Here is a 17,817-nt window from a genome sequence, read left to right as displayed (position 1 = left end):
GCGCCGGGAACGAATCGTCAGCCCGGGATGACCACGCCGCGATAGGAGGCGATGGCGAGCAGGATGGCGGCGCCGATGACGGCGCCGATCATCAGCCAGATCAGCGCGATGGCGACATCGCTCGCCCGCGAGCGGGCCAGCCGCGCCTGCGACGCCGGCTCCTTCATGCGGAGCGGCTCGTCCGCCTCGGGCGCCGCCTTGGCGGCGCGGGGCGGCTGGTGGGTCTCGGCGAGCCGCATGACGTCGTCGGCGGCGAACGCCTTCTCGCGCTCGACGATGCGCTCGGCGACATAATCCGTCACATGGTCGGCGATCACCCGCGGCTCGGTGGATTCGGCCAGTGTCAGCCGACCGAGCCGGGTCTCGCGGACGAACCGGTAGGTTCGCCGGTCGCGCGCCATCAGGACATTGGCGGTGCCATCGATCCACAGGCGCGGATGGCTGCCGCCGGAGACGGTGAAGTCGAAATAGTCGTCGCCGGGCTCGAGCTCGCGGATGATCGGCTGCAGTTCTTCCGCCAGGATGTCGAGGCGGGCGCGGTCCGCCTCGCGGATGTCGACGACGACGTCGGAGCGCTGGGCCGTGGCGATCTTGGCCTGACGCACCGCATCCGCCAGCCGCTTCGTTCCCGTGAGCTGGCCCGTCAGCTGGACGGTCTTTTCCCTGGTCTCGCCCATTCCTGCCTCGAATCGCGCCGCTTTACCGAATGTTTACCGTACCGGGGTTTGCCGCCGAAGGAAACTGCCGTTACGCCGCGTCACGGCCGCTCAGTCAGCTTCGCCCCTCGCCACGGCGCGGCGGACCGCGGCCGAGGTCTCTGCGGGCGCCTCGAGCATCAGCATATGGCCGACGCCGGGAAGCCGGGTCACCGCGAAGGGCGGCGGCAGGTCGTCGCTCTGGCCGACGGGCGTCACCTGGTCCGCCTCGCCCCAGAGGACTTCGATCGGCCTGCCCGTTTCGGCGATCGCCGCCAGCGGCAGGACGCCCTGGCTGCCGGAACCGAACAGGAGGTCGAAGACGGAACGGATGGCCGCCCGCCCCTCCGGCCAGTTGTTGCCCCTCGCAGCGTCCGGCGGGACGGCGAAACCGGGGGCCGTCATCCGGCCGAGCGCTGTGCGAAGGTCGCCCACGGTCTCGGCCGTCATCGCCGCGCGGATGGGATCGAGGCCGATCTCGGGCCCGAAGCCGCCGGGCGCGAGGAGCGTCAGCGAGGCGACCCGGCCCGGTTCGAACAGGGTGGCGAGGCAGCCGACGGCGCCGCCCATGGAATGGCCGACGAGATGGGCCCGCGCGATGCCGCGTCGCTGCAGCTCGGCGAGAACCGCCCGGGCGGCGGTCTTGGGCGGGCCGAAGCCCGGATAATCGGCCGAGCGGCCATGGCCGGGAAGGTCGAAGGCGAGGCAGCGTCGCCCCTCGCCTGCCAGGCTGGCGGCGACGGCATCGAAGGCCTCGGCCCTGCCGTCGAAGCCGTGCAGGAAGACGACAGGCGGCTCGTCGCCGCCTCCCGTTTCCAGCGCATGGAGGCGCGGCGTCTCGATCACCGGCCGCTCACGCCGCGACGATGCGGTTGACCGCCGAGACGATCGCCTCGAGGGAGGCCGAGACGATGTTCTTGTTGATCGCCGCGCCGAACAGCCGCCCGCCCGGATGGGCGATCTCCATGTAGCAGATCGCCCGCGCGTCCGAGCCGGCGCCGAGCGAGTGCTCGGAATAGTCGAAGACCGAAAACTCGATGCCGAGATGGCGCTTGAGCGCGTCGATGAAGCCATCGATCGGGCCGGTGCCGTTGCCCTCGATGGTGATTTCCCGACCGTCGTCGAGGATCGTCGCCTCGACGATGCGCTCGCCCTTGACGGTCTGGTTCGGCCGGGTGAAGTGGTCGACGAACTTGATCCGGCCCGCCGGCTGCTCGACATAGCGCTCGATGAAGCGGTCGTAGATCGCCCGTGCCGGCAGTTCCACGCCGGTCTCGTCGGTGATCCGCTGGATGTCCTCGCGGAACTCGATCTGCAGGTTGCGCGGCAGGTTGAGCCCGTAGTCGGCCTGCAGGATGTAGGCGATGCCGCCCTTGCCCGACTGCGAGTTGATGCGGATGATCGCCTCGTAGCTGCGGCCGACGTCCTTCGGGTCGATCGGCAGATAGGGGACTTCCCAGACCTCACTGTTGGCCGCGCGCCGGGCCTTCATGCCCTTGTTGATGGCGTCCTGGTGGGAGCCGGAGAAGGCGGTGTAGACGAGTTCGCCGACGTAAGGGTGGCGCTCGGGGATCGTCAGCCTGTTGCAGTATTCGTAGACGTCCTTGATCCTGTTGATGTCGGAGACGTCGAGGCCGGGATCGATCCCCTGCGTGTACATGTTGAGGGCGAGCGTCACCAGATCGACGTTGCCGGTCCGCTCGCCATTGCCGAAGAGGGTGCCCTCGACGCGGTCGGCGCCGGCCATCAGGCCGAGCTCGGTCGCGGCGATGGCGGTGCCCCGGTCGTTGTGGGGATGCAGCGAGACGATCAGGCTGTCGCGATTGTCGAGGTTGCGGCACATCCACTCGATCTGGTCGGCATGGACGTTGGGCGTCGACATCTCGACGGTCGCAGGGAGATTGAAGATCAGCCTGTTCTCGGGCGTCGGCTTCACGACCTCGGCGACCGCGTTGCAGATCTCGACGGCGAAATCGAGCTCGGTGCCGGTGAAGCTCTCGGGCGAATATTCGAAGCGGTAGCCGCCCCCGGCCTTAGCCGCCATGTCGGTGATCATCTTCGCCGCATCGACGGCGATCTGCCGGATTCCCGCGCGGTCCTTCTGGAACACGACGCGGCGCTGCAGCTCGCTGGTGGAATTGTAGAAGTGGACGATCGGTCGGACCGAGCCCTCCAGGGATTCGAAGGTTTTCTGGATCAGCTCCGGGCGGCATTGGACCAGCACCTGCAGCGAGACGTCCTCGGGCGCCCCGCCCTGCTCGATGCACCAGCGGGCGAAGTCGAAATCGGTCTGGGAGGCCGAGGGGAAACCGATCTCGATTTCCTTGAAGTTCATCGCCAGCAACAGCGCGAAGAAGCGGGCCTTGCGGTCCTGGCCCATGGGATCGACCAGCGCCTGGTTGCCGTCCCTGAGATCGACCGAGCACCACACCGGCGCCTGCGTGATGGTGTTGGACGGCCAGGTGCGATCGGGCAGGTCGATCTGGCCATAGGGGCGGTACTTGCGCGGCGCGTCCGGCATGGTGGTCCGCGGGCTCGCGGCGGGCTCTTCCCCGGAGTGCGCGGCGGCGGATGAGGTGGCGGGACTGACTGACATCGGCTTCAAACCTTGATCGCTCGGAGCGTTCGCGCGGGGAGCTGGCGGGCGCCCTGCCACCGTGGGGAGGCAGGAAAGGCGCTCGGGCTCATCGGCTCTGTGCATCGGGCCCGCCGATGGTCGATCGGGGGTGTTGGCGATGCCGCAGCGCCGTCTTCATCGACGAACGGCTCCGTGGAGGAACGGAGTTGGTGAGGGTGCGAGGGGCGGATGCGGATCGGTCCGAACAGACCGCGCCGGCTTCGACCGCCGGACGCCCCTGACTCACCGGGTCCGACGGTCGCCGATAAGGAGGCCAAGAAGCGGAAGCAGGGCGCGCGACGAGACGGCGCGAGTATCGCGCGGGCCGAAAGCCGAAGGGGTCATCGTCGTCTTCATGGGGCGCGAAACTAGCCGATCCGGTCCGAAATGCAAGACGGCAAAATATGCCGCGAGCCCTCGACCGCCTGCAGCCAGGAAACCGCGCGACGGGGGGCACGGAACGGGGCGGCCGGAAAACATTACTGTGACGCAACGTCATTGTAATGCGCCGGAAGTCGAACCGGCGTATGACTGCGCTCTCGCTCGTTCGTTCTTCCCGCTGGAGGTCTGTCCCATGATGATGTCGAGACGCACAATTCTGAAGGTCGTGGCATCGCTGACGGTGGTGACGCTGCTGCCGGGAAGCTTCGGGCAGCTCGCCAGCGCCCAGCCGCTGCGGGTGCGTCACGACGCCCGCACGCAGGAGGGCAAGCGCAATCTCGAGACCTATGCCCGGGCGGTGAGGATCATGAAGGAGAGCGGCGCGGGAACTCCCTCCTCCTGGGTCTTCCAGTGGTACACCCACGCGGTCAGCGGCTCGAGCAGCAAGCTCGCCGAGCTCAACCGGATCTATGGCAGCCAGCCGAGCCCGGACCGGGACCTCGCCAACCTGGTGTGGAGCACCTGCCAGGCCCATGGCAGCAACACCTGGGAGCCGAACTTCCTGCCCTGGCACAGGGCGCTCATCCTGTTCTTCGAGGACACGATCCGCAGGGTGACCAGCGAGGACAGCTTCACGCTGCCCTACTGGAACTATACCGAGGACGCCTCGATCCCGGTGGAATTCCGCCAGCCGGACGATCCGGTGTTTTCGGCGCTCTACCAGGCGAATCGCAACCCCGGCATCAACGAGGGCACGCCGCTGAACCGCATCCGCGGCGGGCTGCCCGGCAATCTCCTGTCCCTCGACGTGATGGACGAGCGGCAGTACTACAGCGGCCCGCAGGGCGTGCCGCAGGGCTTCAACGAGCGCATCGACAACGAGTTGCACGGCTTCATCCACGTCAACACCGGCGGCACGCAGAACATGGGCTCGGTGCCCTTCGCCGCCCAGGACCCGATCTTCTGGATCCATCACTGCAACATCGACCGGATCTGGGCCGGATGGAACGCCAATGGCGGGCGCAACCCGACCGGGGCGCAATGGGCGAGCCGGCAGGTGCACGTCTTCGCCGACGCGTCCGGACATCGGACGGAGGTCACCAACGGACAGGTCACGGCGATCGAGCCGCTCGGCTATGCCTATGACGTCCTGCCGCGCCAGCAGGCGGCCGTGGCCTCGGTCGGGCGGGCATCGACGGCGACCAGCGGCGCTGCGGCGGTCAACGACATCCTCGGCGGCGGCACGCAGGTCGCACAGGCGGGCGGGACCCCGCCACCGGCCGCAGCCCCCTCGCCCGGCGACGGCGAGACGCCCGAGCAGCCCGCGATACCGTCCCAGACGATGGCGACGACCGGCCAGCCGCTGGTGCTCGGCGCGGCGCCGACGGCGATCACGCTGTCACCCATGCTGCGCGGCGCCTCGATCCAGAGCTTTTCGGAAAGCCTGCGCAGTTCGGACAAGCGCCAGTATCTCGTCCTTTCCGGCATCCGGACGGACGTCCAGCCGGGCACGGTCTACAACGTCTTCGCCGGCCAGCCGGGCAGCCAGCCGTCGACGGGCGACAGCCCCAACTATGTCGGCTCGCTGCAGTTCTTCGATGCCCAGCCCTTCGGCACCGATGCCGCCGCCAAGCCGGTGCGGTTCGTCTTCGACATCACCCGGCAGATCCAGTCCGGCGTCATCAGCGATCCGCTGAGCTACTATGTCGTCCCGGCCGACAATCCGGAAGCGGGGGCACAGCCGGTGATCGGGAATATCGAGCTGGTGAATCAGTGAGGACAGGGGCCGAACCGGCATCGAACACAGGTCGGATCAGGCGCCGTTGCGACCGGCGCCTTGCGAGGGACGTTCGCGGCGCGCGGCTGCGGGAAAGCAGGCGCCGGCGCCAGCCCCGCCCCTCGTCGCTTTAGGGTCTTGTCTTTAGAAGATTCACCCATCTCGCGCCGGTGTTGCGATCGACATCTGGCACGACGAAGCGACGTCGCAGAAGCGCTGGAAGCACCGCCGCTTCGTCATCCCGGGTCAAGCCCGCGATGACGAAGCTTTGCTGCCTTGACCGGTTCTGCGACGTCGGACCGGAGAACAGGCGGCCGCTCGTTCGTATCTGACAGGAGATGTGTGAACCCTGTAGGGACGGTGCCCGAGAATGCCGACGCGTCGGATGGCATCACCACCCGTCCGCACAAGAGCCCCGGGCTTCATACGGACAAGGCCTGGCGCGAGTGGCAGATGTCGCCCGGACCGGCCGGGGGAAGACCGGCGGGACTCCACGCCATCGGGCATCGACGCATAGGGGCCTCGCCCTCGCGAGGGGCTAGGCGGATCGCGCGGAGTTCATGATCTTTCACGGGTTCAGCGGCAGGCGCAACGCTTCCAGCCTCGCTCCCCGACAGTCACAGCACCGGCACCCCGGTCTGCTTGGCCTCGTCCTCCGGCTCGACGTGGATAAGGACGCGCACGCCGGTGAAGAGGTCCTGCAGGGCGTCCTCGATGCGGTCGCAGATGCGGTGCGAGTCGGCGACGGTCATCTCGCCCGGCACCACCAGGTGGAACTCGATGAACATCGCCCGCCCGGCAAGACGGGTCCTGAGGTCGTGCACCTCGATGGCGCCGTCGGCGTTGCAGGAGATCGTCTCGCGGACCTTGGCGTCGGATTCGGAATCGATCGCCTCGTCCATCAGCCCTGAGAGCGAGGTGGTGACGACGCGGGCACCTTCCCACAGGATGTTGAGGGCGACCAGCGCGGCGAGCAGCGGGTCGAGGATCGTCCAGCCGGTCAGCGTGGCGACGATCAGGCCGAGGACGACGCCGACCGAGGTGACGACGTCGGCCATGATGTGCCGCCCGTCGGCGGAGATCGCCGGCGAGCGGTGGGCCTTGCCGAAGCGGATCAGGAAGGTCGCCCAGCCGACATTGATGAGGGTGGCGAGACCGCTCAGCAACAGCCCCTCGACCGGCGCCTCGAAGCCGCGGGGCTCCAGATAAGCGCCCCAGGCCTCGCGCAGGATCAGGAGGGCGGCGAGAACGATCAGCGCCCCTTCCACCACGGCGGAGAAATACTCCGCCTTGGTGTGGCCGAAGGGATGGTCGTTGTCGGCGGGCTTGTAGCTGACGGTCACCGCCCAGAGCGCGATCAGCCCGGCGACGACGTTGACGATCGATTCCAGCGCGTCCGAGAACAGCGCGACCGATCCCGTCAGGACGTAGGCGAGATATTTGATCGCAAGGACGACGAGCGCGACGGCGACCGTCGCGGCCGCCACGCGCTTGGCGAGCGGAGCGTTGGATTCTGGCATTGTCACAAATGGCCGCCCGCGCTCAGGCGGCCTTCTCCCTGGCGCGTCTCGGCAGATGGGCGACGACGTTCTCGATCATCCGCATGCCGGCGTCGCCGCCGAGCGTCATGATGCTTTCGGGGTGGAACTGGACGGCGGCGACGGGCTCGCTGCGATGTTCGAAGGCCATGACGATGCCGTCGTCGGTCTCGGCCGTCACCTCGAAGTCCTTCGGCAGGCGCACCGGATCGGCGAAGATCGAGTGATAGCGCCCGACGGTGATCTCCTTGGGAAGGCCGGAGAAGATGATGCCAGGTTTGTCGACCCGGATCCGCGACGGCTTGCCGTGCATCGGCACGTGCAGCGTCCGCAGCGCGCCGCCATAGGCTTCCGCCAGCGCCTGCAGGCCGAGGCAGACGCCGAAGATCGCCGCGCCATGGGCCCGCGCCGCGGCGATGGTGCCCTTACAGTCGAAGTCGGACGGCATGCCGGGACCGGGCGACAGGACCACGAGGTCGGGATCGATCCGCTCGAAGACCTCGGCCGGGACGGGCGTGCGCACCGTCGAGACCTTGGCGCCGGTCTGGCGGAAATAGTTCGCCAGCGTGTGGACGAAGGAATCCTCGTGGTCGACGAGGAGGATGTTCAGCCCCTCCCCGACCTTCGAGGCTTCCCGAGCCCCGGCCGCGGCGTTCGAGGCGCCGGCGTCGCGGATCGCGCCGAGAAGCGCGGAGGCCTTCAGCTCGGTCTCGGCCTCTTCCTCCTCGGGATTGGAATCGTAAAGCAGCGTCGCGCCGGCGCGCACCTCGGCGATCCCATCCTTGAGACGAATCGTGCGCAGCGTCAGGCCGGTGTTCATGTCGCCGTTGAAATGCACCATGCCGACGGCCCCGCCATACCAGGCGCGCGGGCTCTTCTCGTTTCTCTCGATGAAGCGCATCGCCCAGAGTTTTGGCGCGCCGGTCACGGTGACCGCCCAGGCGTGGGAGAGGAAGGCGTCGAAGGCGTCCATGCCGTCGCGCAGCCGGCCCTCGATGTGGTCCACCGTGTGGATCAGGCGGGAATACATCTCGATCTGCCGGCGGCCGATTACCTTGACCGAGCCCGGCTCGCAGACCCGGCTCTTGTCGTTGCGATCGACGTCGGAGCACATGGTCAGCTCGGACTCGTCCTTTTTCGAGTTGAGCAGCTTGAGGATCTGCTCGGAATCGGAGATCGCATCCTCGCCGCGCTTGATCGTGCCGGAGATCGGGCAGGTCTCGACGCGCCGGCCATTGACCCGGACGAACATCTCCGGGCTCGCGCCGATCAGGAATTCGTTGTCGCCGAGATTGATGAAGAAGGAGTAGGGCGACGGGTTCACCGATTTCAGCCGCCGGGAGATCTCCGACGGGCGGTGCTCGGCACGCTGGTAGAAGACCTGGCCTGGAACCACCTCGAACAGGTTGCCGCAGCGGAACTGTTCCTTGGCGGCGCGCACCAGCTCGGCATATTCGCCCGGCTGGTGATCGCCCCGCGCCGGGATCGTGTCGGACGCAACGAATGGTGCATCAGGGCCGCCCCGCTCCAGGCCTTCCGTGGAAGTGCCGGCGAAGGCAAAGTCGTAGCGGGTGAGATAGGCCGCGGCGGAATAGTGATCGACCTCGAGCAGTTCGTCCGGAAGATAGAGGACGAGGTCGCGCCGGGCCGGATCGCGGGCCTGCACCTCGGCGACGGGATCGAACTGGAAGGCGAGATCGTAGCCGAAGGCGCCGTAGAGGCCAATGGCCGCATCTTCGGATGAACGGAACAGCGAGACGATCGTCCGCAGCACCGAAAACACCGTCGGGATGCGCGAGCGTTCCTCCTCGGTGACGGCTTGTTCCGGCTCGGCGATGGTGACGTCGATCCGGTTGTCCCCGACCGTGACGGAGGCGACGTCGGCGCAGTCGTCGAGGGCTTTTGCGAGGAAGCCGGCGAGCACCCTGCCCCGGGCGTTCAGCGCCTCGATCCAGAGCGCCCGGCCGCGCGAGGCGATGGCCAGCGGCGGGTCGACGAAGGCGACGTCCTGGCGGGTGTAGCGGCCGGGATATTCGTAGTTGGAGAACAGGATCGCGCCGCGACGGCCGTCCAGCCGGTCGAAATAGGGATCGATGGCGCCCTCATAGGCGACCTTCTCGCGCCTGCGCGTCACGGTGACGCCGCCGGCGGTCTCGTAGCGCTCCGCGCCGTCCTGAAGATGCTCGCTCACCATCGGAAATTCCCCCCGGGGGTTGTGCCCTTTGGTCCGGACGCCACAAGCAAAAAGGCCGCCCGGACTTCGAGGCGGCCTTCGTTCGAGATCACGACGCATGTCGGCTCGGCCGCTCCGCTAGAGCGCCCACCACCAGTTCATCGTCGTGACGATCGTGTTTTCCATCGCTGACCGATAGCTGCTGGCGGCAGAAAGGGCAATGGCCGGAAAAGGGTTTCGCAATGCGCGTTGCGGAGGCGCGACGCCAAGGGCCGCGCCACCTCGGCGACGCGGCCCCTTCGCAACTTTCAGAGCATGATTCCGAACAGTGGGAACCGGTCTTTGGGAAAGATCATGCGGCAACAATACGATGGAGCGGCATGTCGATCGAAGCTGATCTCATCGCGCTCCAGACCGGGCGAGAGCCTCAGCGGCCGTTCGCCTTGCGCCATTCTTCGAAGGCGGCGAGGTGCTCGTCCTTGGTGCGGGGGTAGAGGCCGATGATGGTCTCGCCGCCCTTCACCTTCTCCACCACGAAGTCCTCATAGGCCGACATCTCGACCGCCTCGTCGGCGATCTCGTCGGCGAGATGGGCCGGGATGACGATGACGCAGTCGTCGTCACCGACGATGACGTCGCCCGGAAACACCGGGGCGTCGCCGCAGCCGATCGGCTCGTTGATGGCGATCGCCTCGTTCAGGGTGAGGTTGGTCGGGCTCGACGGCCGGGTGTGGTAGGCCGGGATATCGAGCTCGCCGATCGTCACGGCATCGCGGAAACCACCGTCGGTGACGATGCCGGCGCCGCCGCGCACCATCAGCCGGGTGATCAGGATGTCGCCGGCCGAGGCGGCGCGGGCGTCCTTGCGGCTGTCCATGACGAGGACGTGCCCCGCGGGGCACGTCTCGATGGCAACCCGCTGCGGATGGTCGGGCTTCCTGAACTCCGACAGCTGGTTGCGGTCCTCGCGCGCCGGCATGTAGCGGAGCGTGAAGGCCGGACCGACCATGTTGCGGCCCTTGGCCTTGACCGGGTGGACGCCCTGGATCACCTGGCTGCGCAGGCCACGCTTGTAGAGCGCCGTGGCCAGCGTCGCCACGGAGACGCCCATCAGCTTTTCGCGGGTTGCCTCGTTCATCGAAGTCTCACTTGAGGTCGGTGGGAAGGATCGCTTCCGGCAGGTTCTGGTAGGAGACCGGCCTCAGGAAGCGGCGGATCGACAGCGTGCCGACCGAGGTCGCGCCGAAGTTGGTCGACGCCGGATACGGGCCGCCATGGACCATTGCGTCGCAGACCTCGACGCCGGTCGGAAAGCCATTGGCGAGGATGCGGCCGGCCTTGCGCTCCAGCGTCGGCATCAGGCGTCCGGCCGCCTCGGCGTCGCCGGCATCGATGTGCAGCGTGACGGTGAGCTGGCCGTGGAGGCCCTTGGCGAGCGTCTCCATCTCGGCGACGTCCTTGACGCGCACCACGATGCCGAGCGGCCCGAAGACTTCCTCGGTCAGCGTCTCGTCCCTGCCGAAGACCTCGCCGGTGGTCTCGAAGATGTAGGGCGAGGCATGGCGGGAGGCGTTCGCCTCGCCGATCAGCGCCTTGACGCCGGGGGTTGCCTCGACGCGCGCCGCGCCCTTGCGATAGGCCTCGGCGATGCCGTCGGTGAGCATCGCCTGTTTGGCGACGTCTTTCGCTGCCTCGACGGCGGCGGCTGTGAAGGCGTCGGCGCCCTCGCCGTCGACGACGATGGCGATGCCCGGATTGGTGCAGAACTGGCCGGCACCCATGGTGAGCGAGCCGGCCCAGCCCTTACCGATGGCCTCGCCCCGTGCCTTCACCGCTTCCGGCATCAGGAACATCGGGTTGACCGAGCCGAGCTCGCCGAAGAACGGGATCGGCTCGGGCCGCTGGGCGCAGAGGTTGAACAGCGCCCGGCCACCGGCGAGCGAGCCGGTGAAGCCGACGGCCTTGATCAGCGGATGGGTGACGAGGGACTCGCCGACGTCGCGCTTGCCGCCCTGGACCAGCGAGAAGACGCCCGGATGCAGGTCGTGCTTCTTGACAGCGGCGGCGATCGCCTGGGCGACGATCTCGCCGGTGCCGGGATGGGCGCCATGGCCCTTGACCACCACCGGGCAACCGGCCGCAAGCGCCGCAGCGGTGTCGCCGCCGGCGGTGGAGAAGGCGAGCGGGAAGTTGGACGCGCCGAAGACGGCGACGGGGCCGATCGGCCGCATCATCATGCGGATGTCCGGACGGGGCGCCGGCTGGCGGTCGGGCAGCGCCGCGTCATGGCGCCGGTCGAGATAGGCGCCGTCGCGGATATGGCTGGCGAAGAGCCTCAGCTGGCCGGTGGTGCGGCCGCGCTCGCCCTGCAGGCGGCCGGCGGGCAGTCCGGTCTCCTCGGTGCCGATCTCGGTGATCTCCTCGCCGCGCTTGTCGATCTCCTCGGCGATCGTCTCGAGGAAGGCGGCGCGCGCCTCGCGGCTGGTGGCGGCATAGCTCCAGAAGGCCTCCTCGGCCGCCCGCACCGCCTCGTCGACGAGGTCGGGCGTGCCGACGGAAAATTCGCGCGCCTCGCCGCTCGCGGGCTCGGACTGGAATGTCTGGCCGGAGGCCTTCCATTCGCCCGCGATCAGATGCTTGCCGGTCAGTTCGAGTGCCATTGTTGGACCTCTTTCGTCAATTCAAGGGGATCGGCGGGCGCGGGCGCGTCGGCGCCGCCGCGCTCACCGATGGGGGCCGGCCGGCTGGCCGGCCGTTCGATCAGAAGATGTCCGGCTCGCCGGCGGCGGCGCCGAAGTCACGCTCGAGGAAGTCGAAGTCGCAGCCCTTGTCGGCCTGCGTCACGTGGCGGGAGAACATGTAGCCCCATCCGCGCTGGAATCGAGGCTCCGGCGGCGTCCATTCGGCTTTTCTCTTCGCCAGTTCGGCCTCGTCGACCAGCATGTCGAGCCGCCGGTTCGGCAGGTCGAGGCGGACGGTGTCGCCGGTCCTGAGCAGCGCCAGCGGACCGCCGATGAAGCTCTCCGGTGCGACGTGCAGGACGCAGGCACCGTAGGAGGTGCCGGACATGCGGGCGTCGGAGATCCGCAGCATGTCGCGGTGGCCCTGCCTGATGAGCGCCTTGGGGATCGGCAGCATGCCCCATTCCGGGAAACCCGGACCGCCGAGGGGCCCGGCGTTCCTGAGCACCATGACGTGGTCGGGGGTGACGTCGAGATTCTCGTCGTCGACGGCCTTCTTCATCTCCGGGTAGCTGTCGAAGACCAGCGCCGGCCCCTCATGGACGTGGAACCTCGGGTCGCAGGCCGCCGGCTTGATCACCGCGCCGTCGGGGCAGAGATTGCCGCGCAAAAGGGCCAGCGAGCCTTCCTTGTAAACGGGGTTCGACAGGGGCCGGATGACGTCGGCATTGTAGACCTCGGCGCCGGCGATGTTCTCGGCGAGGGTCTTGCCGTTGACCGTCAGGACCGAGGTGTCGAGCATCGCCTCCATCTGCTTCATCAGCGCGCGAAGGCCGCCGGCGTAGAAGAAGTCCTCCATCAGGTAGCCCTTGCCGGAGGGGCGGACATTGGCGATCAGTGGCGTCACCCGGCCGAGTTCGTCCAGATGGTCGAGGGTCAGGTCGACGCCGGCGCGCCGCGCCATGGCAATGAGGTGGACGACGGCATTGGTCGAGCAGCCGGTGGCCATCGCCACCTTGGCGGCGTTGTGGAAGGCGGGCGTCGTCGCGACCATGTCGGGCGTCATGCCCTCCCAGACCATGTCGACGATGCGCTTGCCGCAGTCGGTCGACATGCGCTGGTGGCCACTGTCGACCGCCGGGATCGAGGAGGCGCCGGGCAGCGTGAAGCCGAGGGCGTCGGCGATCGACATCATGGTCGCCGCGGTGCCCATGGTCATGCAGGTGCCGTGGGAGCGGGCGATGCCGCCCTGGACGCCGAGCCATTCCTCGTCGGTGACGTTGCCGGCGCGGCGCTCGTCCCAGTATTTCCAGGCGTCCGAGCCGGAGCCGAGAACACGGCCGGCATAGTGGCCGCTCAGCATCGGGCCGGCCGGCAGGTAGATCATCGGCACCCCGGCCGTGATCGCGCCCATGATCAGGCCGGGCGTGGTCTTGTCGCAGCCGCCCATCAGGACGACGCCGTCCAGCGGATGGGCGCGGATCATCTCCTCGGTCTCCATCGCCAGCATGTTGCGATAGAGCATCGAGGTCGGCTTGGTGAAGCTCTCGTCCACCGAGAGGGCCGGCATCTCGACGGCGAAGCCGCCGGCGGCCAGCACGCCCCGGCGGACGTTCTCGACCCGCTCGGGAAAGTGGCCGTGGCAGGAATTCAGCTCCGACCAGGTCGACAGGATGCCGATGATCGGCTTGCCGACGAAGTCGTCCTCGGAATAGCCGAGCTGCATCATCCGCGAGCGGTGGCCGAAGCTGCGCAGGTCGTCGGGGGCGAACCAGCGTGCCGAGCGCAGGTCCGCGTAGGTCTTCGAGGGCATGAAGCTATCCGGTGACTTCGAGGATCATGTAGGTGATGAGGAGGACGAGCACGAGGCCGACGATCTCCGGCCAGTTGCCGAAGTCCGCCTGGTCGCTCTTCTCCTCGGCGTCGAAGGCCGCCGCCGAGATGCCCTCTTCGCTTTCGTCGTGAAGATCGGTCTGCATCGTGAGCCTCCTCGTCTAGTTGCCGAGCATGGATGGCAGCCACAGGGCGATCTGCGGGAAGAGCAGCACCAGGAAGAGGCCGATCGCCTGCAGCCCGATGAACGGCAGCACCGCCGCGAAGATCTCCTGCAGCTCGATGTCCTTGGTCACCGACTTCAGGAAGAAGCAGGCGGGCCCGAAGGGCGGCGAGAGGTAGTAGATCTGGATGTTCATGGCAAAGAGCACGCCGAACCAGATCGGATCGTAGCCGAGATCGGCCACCACCGGCGCGAAGATCGGCACGGTGATGAAGAGGATCGCGATCCATTCCAGGAACGTGCCGAGCACCATGACGATCAGCATCATGACGACGATGACCATGATCGGCGCGATGTCGAGCGAGCCGAGGAGATCGCGCAGGAAGTCGCCGCCGCCGATGCGGTTGTAGATGCCGATCAGCGAGACCGCGCCGAGCACCAGCCAGATGATCGAGCCGACCGTCAGCACCGTCTGGCGCATGGCGTTGCGCACCATCGTCCAGGAGAGCTGGCCGGTGACGGCGGAGACCATCACCGCGCCCACCGCGCCGATGGCGGCGGCTTCCGTCACCGTGGCGATGCCGCCATAGATCATGCCGAGGACGACGACGATGAGGATGCCCGGCAGCACCGCGCCCTTGAGGAACTTCAGCCGGTTGAAGAACGGCAGGCCGGTCTCGGGAATGTCGTAGATCGGCGCCATCGCCGGGTTCAGCCGGACCCGGATCAGGATGTAGGTGATGAACAGGCCGGCGAGCAGCAGGCCGGGCACCGCGGAGGCTGCGAACAGCTTGGTGATCGAGACCTGGGCCGCGAGGCCGTAGACGATCAGCACCACCGAGGGCGGGATCAGCGTCGCCAGCGCGCCGGCGGCGCAGATGATGCCGATCGAGAGTTTCCGGTCGTAGCCGAGGCGCAGCATCTGCGGCAAAGCGATCAGGCCGAGCATGACGATCTCGCCGCCCATGATGCCGCTCATGGCGGCGAGCAGCACCGCGACGATCGTCGTCTGCACCGCGACCGAGCCGCGGAACCGTCCGCCGAGGATCGCCATCGATTCGAACAGCGTGTGGGCGATGCCCGAGCGCTCCAGGACGTTCGCCATGAAGACGAAGAACGGCACGGCGATCAGCTCGTATTTGTGGAGCACCTCGGTGACGTTGGCCGAGACGAGGAAGAAGCCCGCCCGCTCGCCGAAATAGAGCACCGCGGTGCCGAGCGAGACCAGCAGCGTGGTGATGCCGAGGGGAATGCCGATCGCCATCAGCGCCAGAAGCGAGGCGACGATCAGGAGGGTGATGTACTCAATGCCCATGGGTCGCGGCCTTCTCGGTGCCCTGCACCCAGCGGATCAGATTGGCGAGGAGCTGGAGGACGTAGAGGACCGCGCCCACCAGGATGAAGACCTTGAGGAGGCTCGGCTGGATCGAGTTCAGCGACGTGCCGGAAGATTCCGGCCGCGAGAACACCCGGAGCGCCGGGTCCCAGACCGCCATGGCGAAGATCGAGATCGTCACGATCGCGACGAGGATCTGCATCAGGCGGAACCAGCGCCAGACCCGCGGACCGACGACGAGTTCCAGCATGGTGATGGAGATGTGGCGGTTGCGCTCGGTGACGTAGCCGACGGAGAGCACCCAGGCCATGGCACAGAGGGCCATCGTCAGTTCGATCGACCACGAGGTCGGATGATCGAAGCCGTAGCGCATGACGACCTCGAGGGCCGAGAAGCCGATGCAGGCGAAGAATAGCGCCGAGCAGGCGTGACCGATGAAGACGCTGGCGCGGTCCATCGCCGCCGCATAGCGCGACAGAAACTTGCTCATGGGGTCTCCGGGGACACGAAGGAGCGAAGGGAAAGGCTGCCCACCGGACATGCGCCTGCGGCCGCGATGGGCAGCAGGGACAGCCGAGGCGGGTGGGGTCGTCGAGTGCGATCGCCTCAACATCCGGACGCCGCGGGGGCGCCCGGACCCGGAGGGTCGCAGGCCGGCCGGAGCCGGCCCCGGCTCAGTTCATCAGGCCGATGGTCTTCATGTATTCGAGGTTCGCCTCGAGGGCTTCCTTGGCGAGGGGGCTCTTCTCGGCGAACTTTTCCCACTCCTTGCGGGCGACGACGCGCATCTTGTCGCGGCTGTCCTGGGACCAGTCGATGACCTCGATGCCTTCCTTCTTGGCGTCTTCCTGGGCGAGCTTCTCGTCCTGCTCGTGAACGACGTTGGTGAGGTCCTCCATCGCCATGTAGAACCAGTCGCGCAGCGCCTTCTGGTCCTGCGGCTCGAGGCCGTCCCACTTGTCCTTGTTCATGGTCAGCTCCATGGCCGGCATGGAGTGGATGCCCGGATAGAGCGGATAGGGCGCGACGTCGTTGAGGCCGGTGGCGGCATTGTTGACGTAGGCCGAGGCGTCGGCGGCATCGACGATGCCCTTCTCCAGCGCGCCATAGACTTCGGAGAACGGGATCGACACCGGGCTCGCGCCGGCCGCCGCGAACACCGCCGAGGCGAGACCCTCGGGCGAGCGGATCTTCTTGCCCTGCAGGTCCTCGAAGGTCCTGATCGGCACGCGGGCGGGAAGCGACTCGCGGCTGTAGGGACCGCAGCCGATGAGATGGGCCTGGCCATCGGCGATCTCGTCCAGCGCCTTCTGCCAGACCTTCTCGCCCGAGCCGTCCTTGCAGAAGCCGAGCATCTGGGCGGGGGTGTCGTAGCCGGAGATGAGGTCACCGAGGATGGCGAAGGCCGGCTCCTGACCGGAGAAGTAGTTGACCGAGGTGAAGTCGCCGTCGAGGACGCCCATCGAGACCGCCTGCGGCGTTTCCTTGGAGGGCACGACCGAGCCGGACGGCGTCAGGTTGATCTCGACCCGGCCCTCGGTCATCTCCTTGATCTTCGGCAGCCAGTTCTCGGTGAGATAGGTCGTCGAGAAGTCGCCGGCGTTGAACGAGGTCTGGATGGTGTAGGTCTCGGCGAGCGCGGGCGCCGAGAGCGCCGCCGAGGCGAGGCCGGCGAGTACGATCGTGCGGATGGACATGAATTTCCTCCCTGGAAAAAACTTCACCGGTCGCAACCGGAGCGCTGAAGCACTAATATATTTGTTGGACCCTCGCAAGCTCTGTTACCATCTGCGCCACGTGATTTGACGGACGGACAGCCCATGCATTCGACTGGCGACGCGGCGCTTGCGCCCGATCTCGACTTTCCCAGCGACTTCGAGCGGCGCCCTCTCGCCTCCCAGGGTATCTACGGATCGCTGCGGCGGCGCATCGTCGATCTGCGGCTGAAGCCGGGGGAGTTGTTGTCCCGCGCCCAGCTCGCCGCCGAATACGGCGTCAGCCAGACGCCGGTGCGCGACGCCTTCTTCCAGCTGCAGCGCGAGGGCCTGGTCGAGATCTTCCCGCAGTCCCGTACCGTCGTCGCCAAGATCGACGTCGCCCATGCCAGGGAGACCCAGTTCCTGCGGGTCGCCCTGGAAGTCGAGGTGATGAAGACGCTCGTCAGCCGGGGCGATGCGTCCGCGACGCTGCGGGCGCGGCAGATCCTGTCGCTGCAACGGGCCGCCGTCGAGGCCGACGACCTGGAGCGATTCGCCATTCTCGACCGGCACTTCCACCTCTCGCTCTGTGACGCGGCCGGGTTTCCGCAGCTCTGGCGGGTGATCTCCGAGCGTTCCGGCCATATCGACCGGCTGCGAGCCCTGAACCTTCCCGATCCCGGCAAGACGACCGGCATCCTGGACTGCCACGCGGACATCCTGACCGGCATCGAGAGTGCCGACGCGGCGGCTGCCGAGGCCGCCATCCGGCAGCATCTGTCCGGCACGCTGAGCGCCCTGCCGAGCATCATCGGCCGCTACCCGGAATATCTGGAACTGCAGCCGGAGAGCTGAGCGAACGCCGGCAGAGGTTTTACCGGGAGGGCCGGCGGCCTGCCGCGCGCCGAAGGACGCCCGGTTGTCTT

General features: G+C 67.6%; 14 protein-coding genes. 2 read left to right on the top strand and 12 right to left on the bottom strand.

Features of this window, described 5'->3' with window-relative positions; all coding sequences use genetic code 11:
• Positions 1-17: 17 nt before the first annotated feature.
• The 3 genes from ATO4_RS17030 to leuA all read right to left on the bottom strand — a co-directional run bounded on the left by ATO4_RS17030 (position 18) and on the right by leuA (position 3,216).
• The gene (locus tag ATO4_RS17030) at positions 18-677 is read right to left on the bottom strand and encodes a hypothetical protein (RefSeq protein ID WP_083592738.1); all 660 of its coding nucleotides are present in this window, start codon (positions 675-677) and stop codon (positions 18-20) included.
• Between the two features lie 90 nt (positions 678-767).
• Positions 768-1,541, bottom strand: a complete 774-nt coding sequence (locus ATO4_RS17025; RefSeq protein ID WP_176223038.1) for an alpha/beta fold hydrolase — start codon at positions 1,539-1,541, stop codon at positions 768-770.
• A 7-nt stretch (positions 1,542-1,548) separates the two neighbouring features.
• Positions 1,549-3,216, bottom strand: coding sequence for a 2-isopropylmalate synthase (gene leuA, locus ATO4_RS17020; RefSeq protein ID WP_245308797.1), 1,668 nt, complete (start codon positions 3,214-3,216; stop codon positions 1,549-1,551).
• Positions 3,217-3,886: 670 nt separating this feature from the next.
• Here leuA and ATO4_RS17015 point away from each other — a divergent pair.
• Positions 3,887-5,470, top strand: coding sequence for a tyrosinase family protein (locus ATO4_RS17015; RefSeq protein WP_176223037.1), 1,584 nt, complete (start codon positions 3,887-3,889; stop codon positions 5,468-5,470).
• Positions 5,471-6,087: 617 nt separating this feature from the next.
• Here the strand turns inward: ATO4_RS17015 and ATO4_RS17010 are convergent.
• The 9 genes from ATO4_RS17010 to dctP all read right to left on the bottom strand — a co-directional run bounded on the left by ATO4_RS17010 (position 6,088) and on the right by dctP (position 16,891).
• Positions 6,088-6,990 (bottom strand): cation diffusion facilitator family transporter, encoded by a 903-nt coding sequence (locus ATO4_RS17010; RefSeq protein ID WP_083592735.1) that lies wholly within the window; start codon positions 6,988-6,990, stop codon positions 6,088-6,090.
• A gap of 22 nt (positions 6,991-7,012) precedes the next feature.
• Positions 7,013-9,202, bottom strand: a complete 2,190-nt coding sequence (locus tag ATO4_RS17005; RefSeq protein ID WP_083592734.1) for an anthranilate synthase — start codon at positions 9,200-9,202, stop codon at positions 7,013-7,015.
• Between the two features lie 406 nt (positions 9,203-9,608).
• Positions 9,609-10,319 (bottom strand): ribonuclease activity regulator RraA, encoded by a 711-nt coding sequence (locus ATO4_RS17000; RefSeq protein WP_083592733.1) that lies wholly within the window; start codon positions 10,317-10,319, stop codon positions 9,609-9,611.
• A 7-nt stretch (positions 10,320-10,326) separates the two neighbouring features.
• A complete protein-coding gene (locus ATO4_RS16995; RefSeq protein WP_083592732.1) occupies positions 10,327-11,841 on the bottom strand; it encodes an aldehyde dehydrogenase (NADP(+)) in 1,515 nt (504 codons plus the stop codon).
• 100 nt (positions 11,842-11,941) lie between these two features.
• Complete coding sequence (gene araD / locus ATO4_RS16990; protein ID WP_083592731.1) at positions 11,942-13,675, bottom strand: L-arabinonate dehydratase; 1,734 nt, start codon at positions 13,673-13,675, stop codon at positions 11,942-11,944.
• Positions 13,676-13,679: 4 nt separating this feature from the next.
• Complete coding sequence (locus ATO4_RS27795; protein WP_176223036.1) at positions 13,680-13,841, bottom strand: hypothetical protein; 162 nt, start codon at positions 13,839-13,841, stop codon at positions 13,680-13,682.
• Positions 13,842-13,856: 15 nt separating this feature from the next.
• Positions 13,857-15,173, bottom strand: coding sequence for a TRAP transporter large permease subunit (locus ATO4_RS16985; protein ID WP_083592730.1), 1,317 nt, complete (start codon positions 15,171-15,173; stop codon positions 13,857-13,859).
• Positions 15,163-15,684: a TRAP transporter small permease gene (locus tag ATO4_RS16980; protein ID WP_083592729.1), complete on the bottom strand. Its 522-nt coding sequence runs from the start codon at positions 15,682-15,684 to the stop codon at positions 15,163-15,165. Before ATO4_RS16980 ends, ATO4_RS16985 begins: the two co-directional genes overlap by 11 nt.
• Before the next feature lie 184 nt (positions 15,685-15,868).
• Positions 15,869-16,891 carry a TRAP transporter substrate-binding protein DctP gene (gene dctP, locus ATO4_RS16975; protein WP_083592728.1) on the bottom strand — a complete coding sequence of 341 codons (1,023 nt, stop codon included), beginning with the start codon at positions 16,889-16,891 and terminating at the stop codon, positions 15,869-15,871.
• Positions 16,892-17,014: 123 nt separating this feature from the next.
• On the opposite strand from dctP, the gene ATO4_RS16970 reads away from it, so the two are divergent.
• A complete protein-coding gene (locus ATO4_RS16970; protein WP_083592727.1) occupies positions 17,015-17,746 on the top strand; it encodes a GntR family transcriptional regulator in 732 nt (243 codons plus the stop codon).
• Positions 17,747-17,817: the final 71 nt, after the last annotated feature.

This window comes from Aurantimonas sp. 22II-16-19i, assembly GCF_002088275.1.
Taxonomy (GTDB): Bacteria; Pseudomonadota; Alphaproteobacteria; order Rhizobiales; family Rhizobiaceae; genus Jiella.
This window is presented reverse-complemented; position numbering and strand designations above follow the sequence as displayed.

Excerpts from the sequence above, each read along its gene's own strand:
- ATO4_RS17010 (WP_083592735.1), bottom strand. The coding sequence starts at position 6,990 with ATGCCAGAATCCAACGCTCCGCTCGCCAAGCGCGTGGCGGCCGCGACG.
- leuA (WP_245308797.1), bottom strand. The coding sequence starts at position 3,216 with ATGCCGGACGCGCCGCGCAAGTACCGCCCCTATGGCCAGATCGACCTG.
- araD (WP_083592731.1), bottom strand. The coding sequence starts at position 13,675 with ATGCCCTCGAAGACCTACGCGGACCTGCGCTCGGCACGCTGGTTCGCC.
- ATO4_RS16970 (WP_083592727.1), top strand. The coding sequence starts at position 17,015 with ATGCATTCGACTGGCGACGCGGCGCTTGCGCCCGATCTCGACTTTCCC.
- ATO4_RS16995 (WP_083592732.1), bottom strand. The coding sequence starts at position 11,841 with ATGGCACTCGAACTGACCGGCAAGCATCTGATCGCGGGCGAATGGAAG.
- ATO4_RS16985 (WP_083592730.1), bottom strand. The coding sequence starts at position 15,173 with ATGGGCATTGAGTACATCACCCTCCTGATCGTCGCCTCGCTTCTGGCG.
- ATO4_RS17000 (WP_083592733.1), bottom strand. The coding sequence starts at position 10,319 with ATGAACGAGGCAACCCGCGAAAAGCTGATGGGCGTCTCCGTGGCGACG.
- ATO4_RS17015 (WP_176223037.1), top strand. The coding sequence starts at position 3,887 with ATGATGATGTCGAGACGCACAATTCTGAAGGTCGTGGCATCGCTGACG.
- ATO4_RS16980 (WP_083592729.1), bottom strand. The coding sequence starts at position 15,684 with ATGAGCAAGTTTCTGTCGCGCTATGCGGCGGCGATGGACCGCGCCAGC.
- ATO4_RS27795 (WP_176223036.1), bottom strand. The coding sequence starts at position 13,841 with ATGCAGACCGATCTTCACGACGAAAGCGAAGAGGGCATCTCGGCGGCG.
- ATO4_RS17005 (WP_083592734.1), bottom strand. The coding sequence starts at position 9,202 with ATGGTGAGCGAGCATCTTCAGGACGGCGCGGAGCGCTACGAGACCGCC.
- dctP (WP_083592728.1), bottom strand. The coding sequence starts at position 16,891 with ATGTCCATCCGCACGATCGTACTCGCCGGCCTCGCCTCGGCGGCGCTC.
- ATO4_RS17030 (WP_083592738.1), bottom strand. The coding sequence starts at position 677 with ATGGGCGAGACCAGGGAAAAGACCGTCCAGCTGACGGGCCAGCTCACG.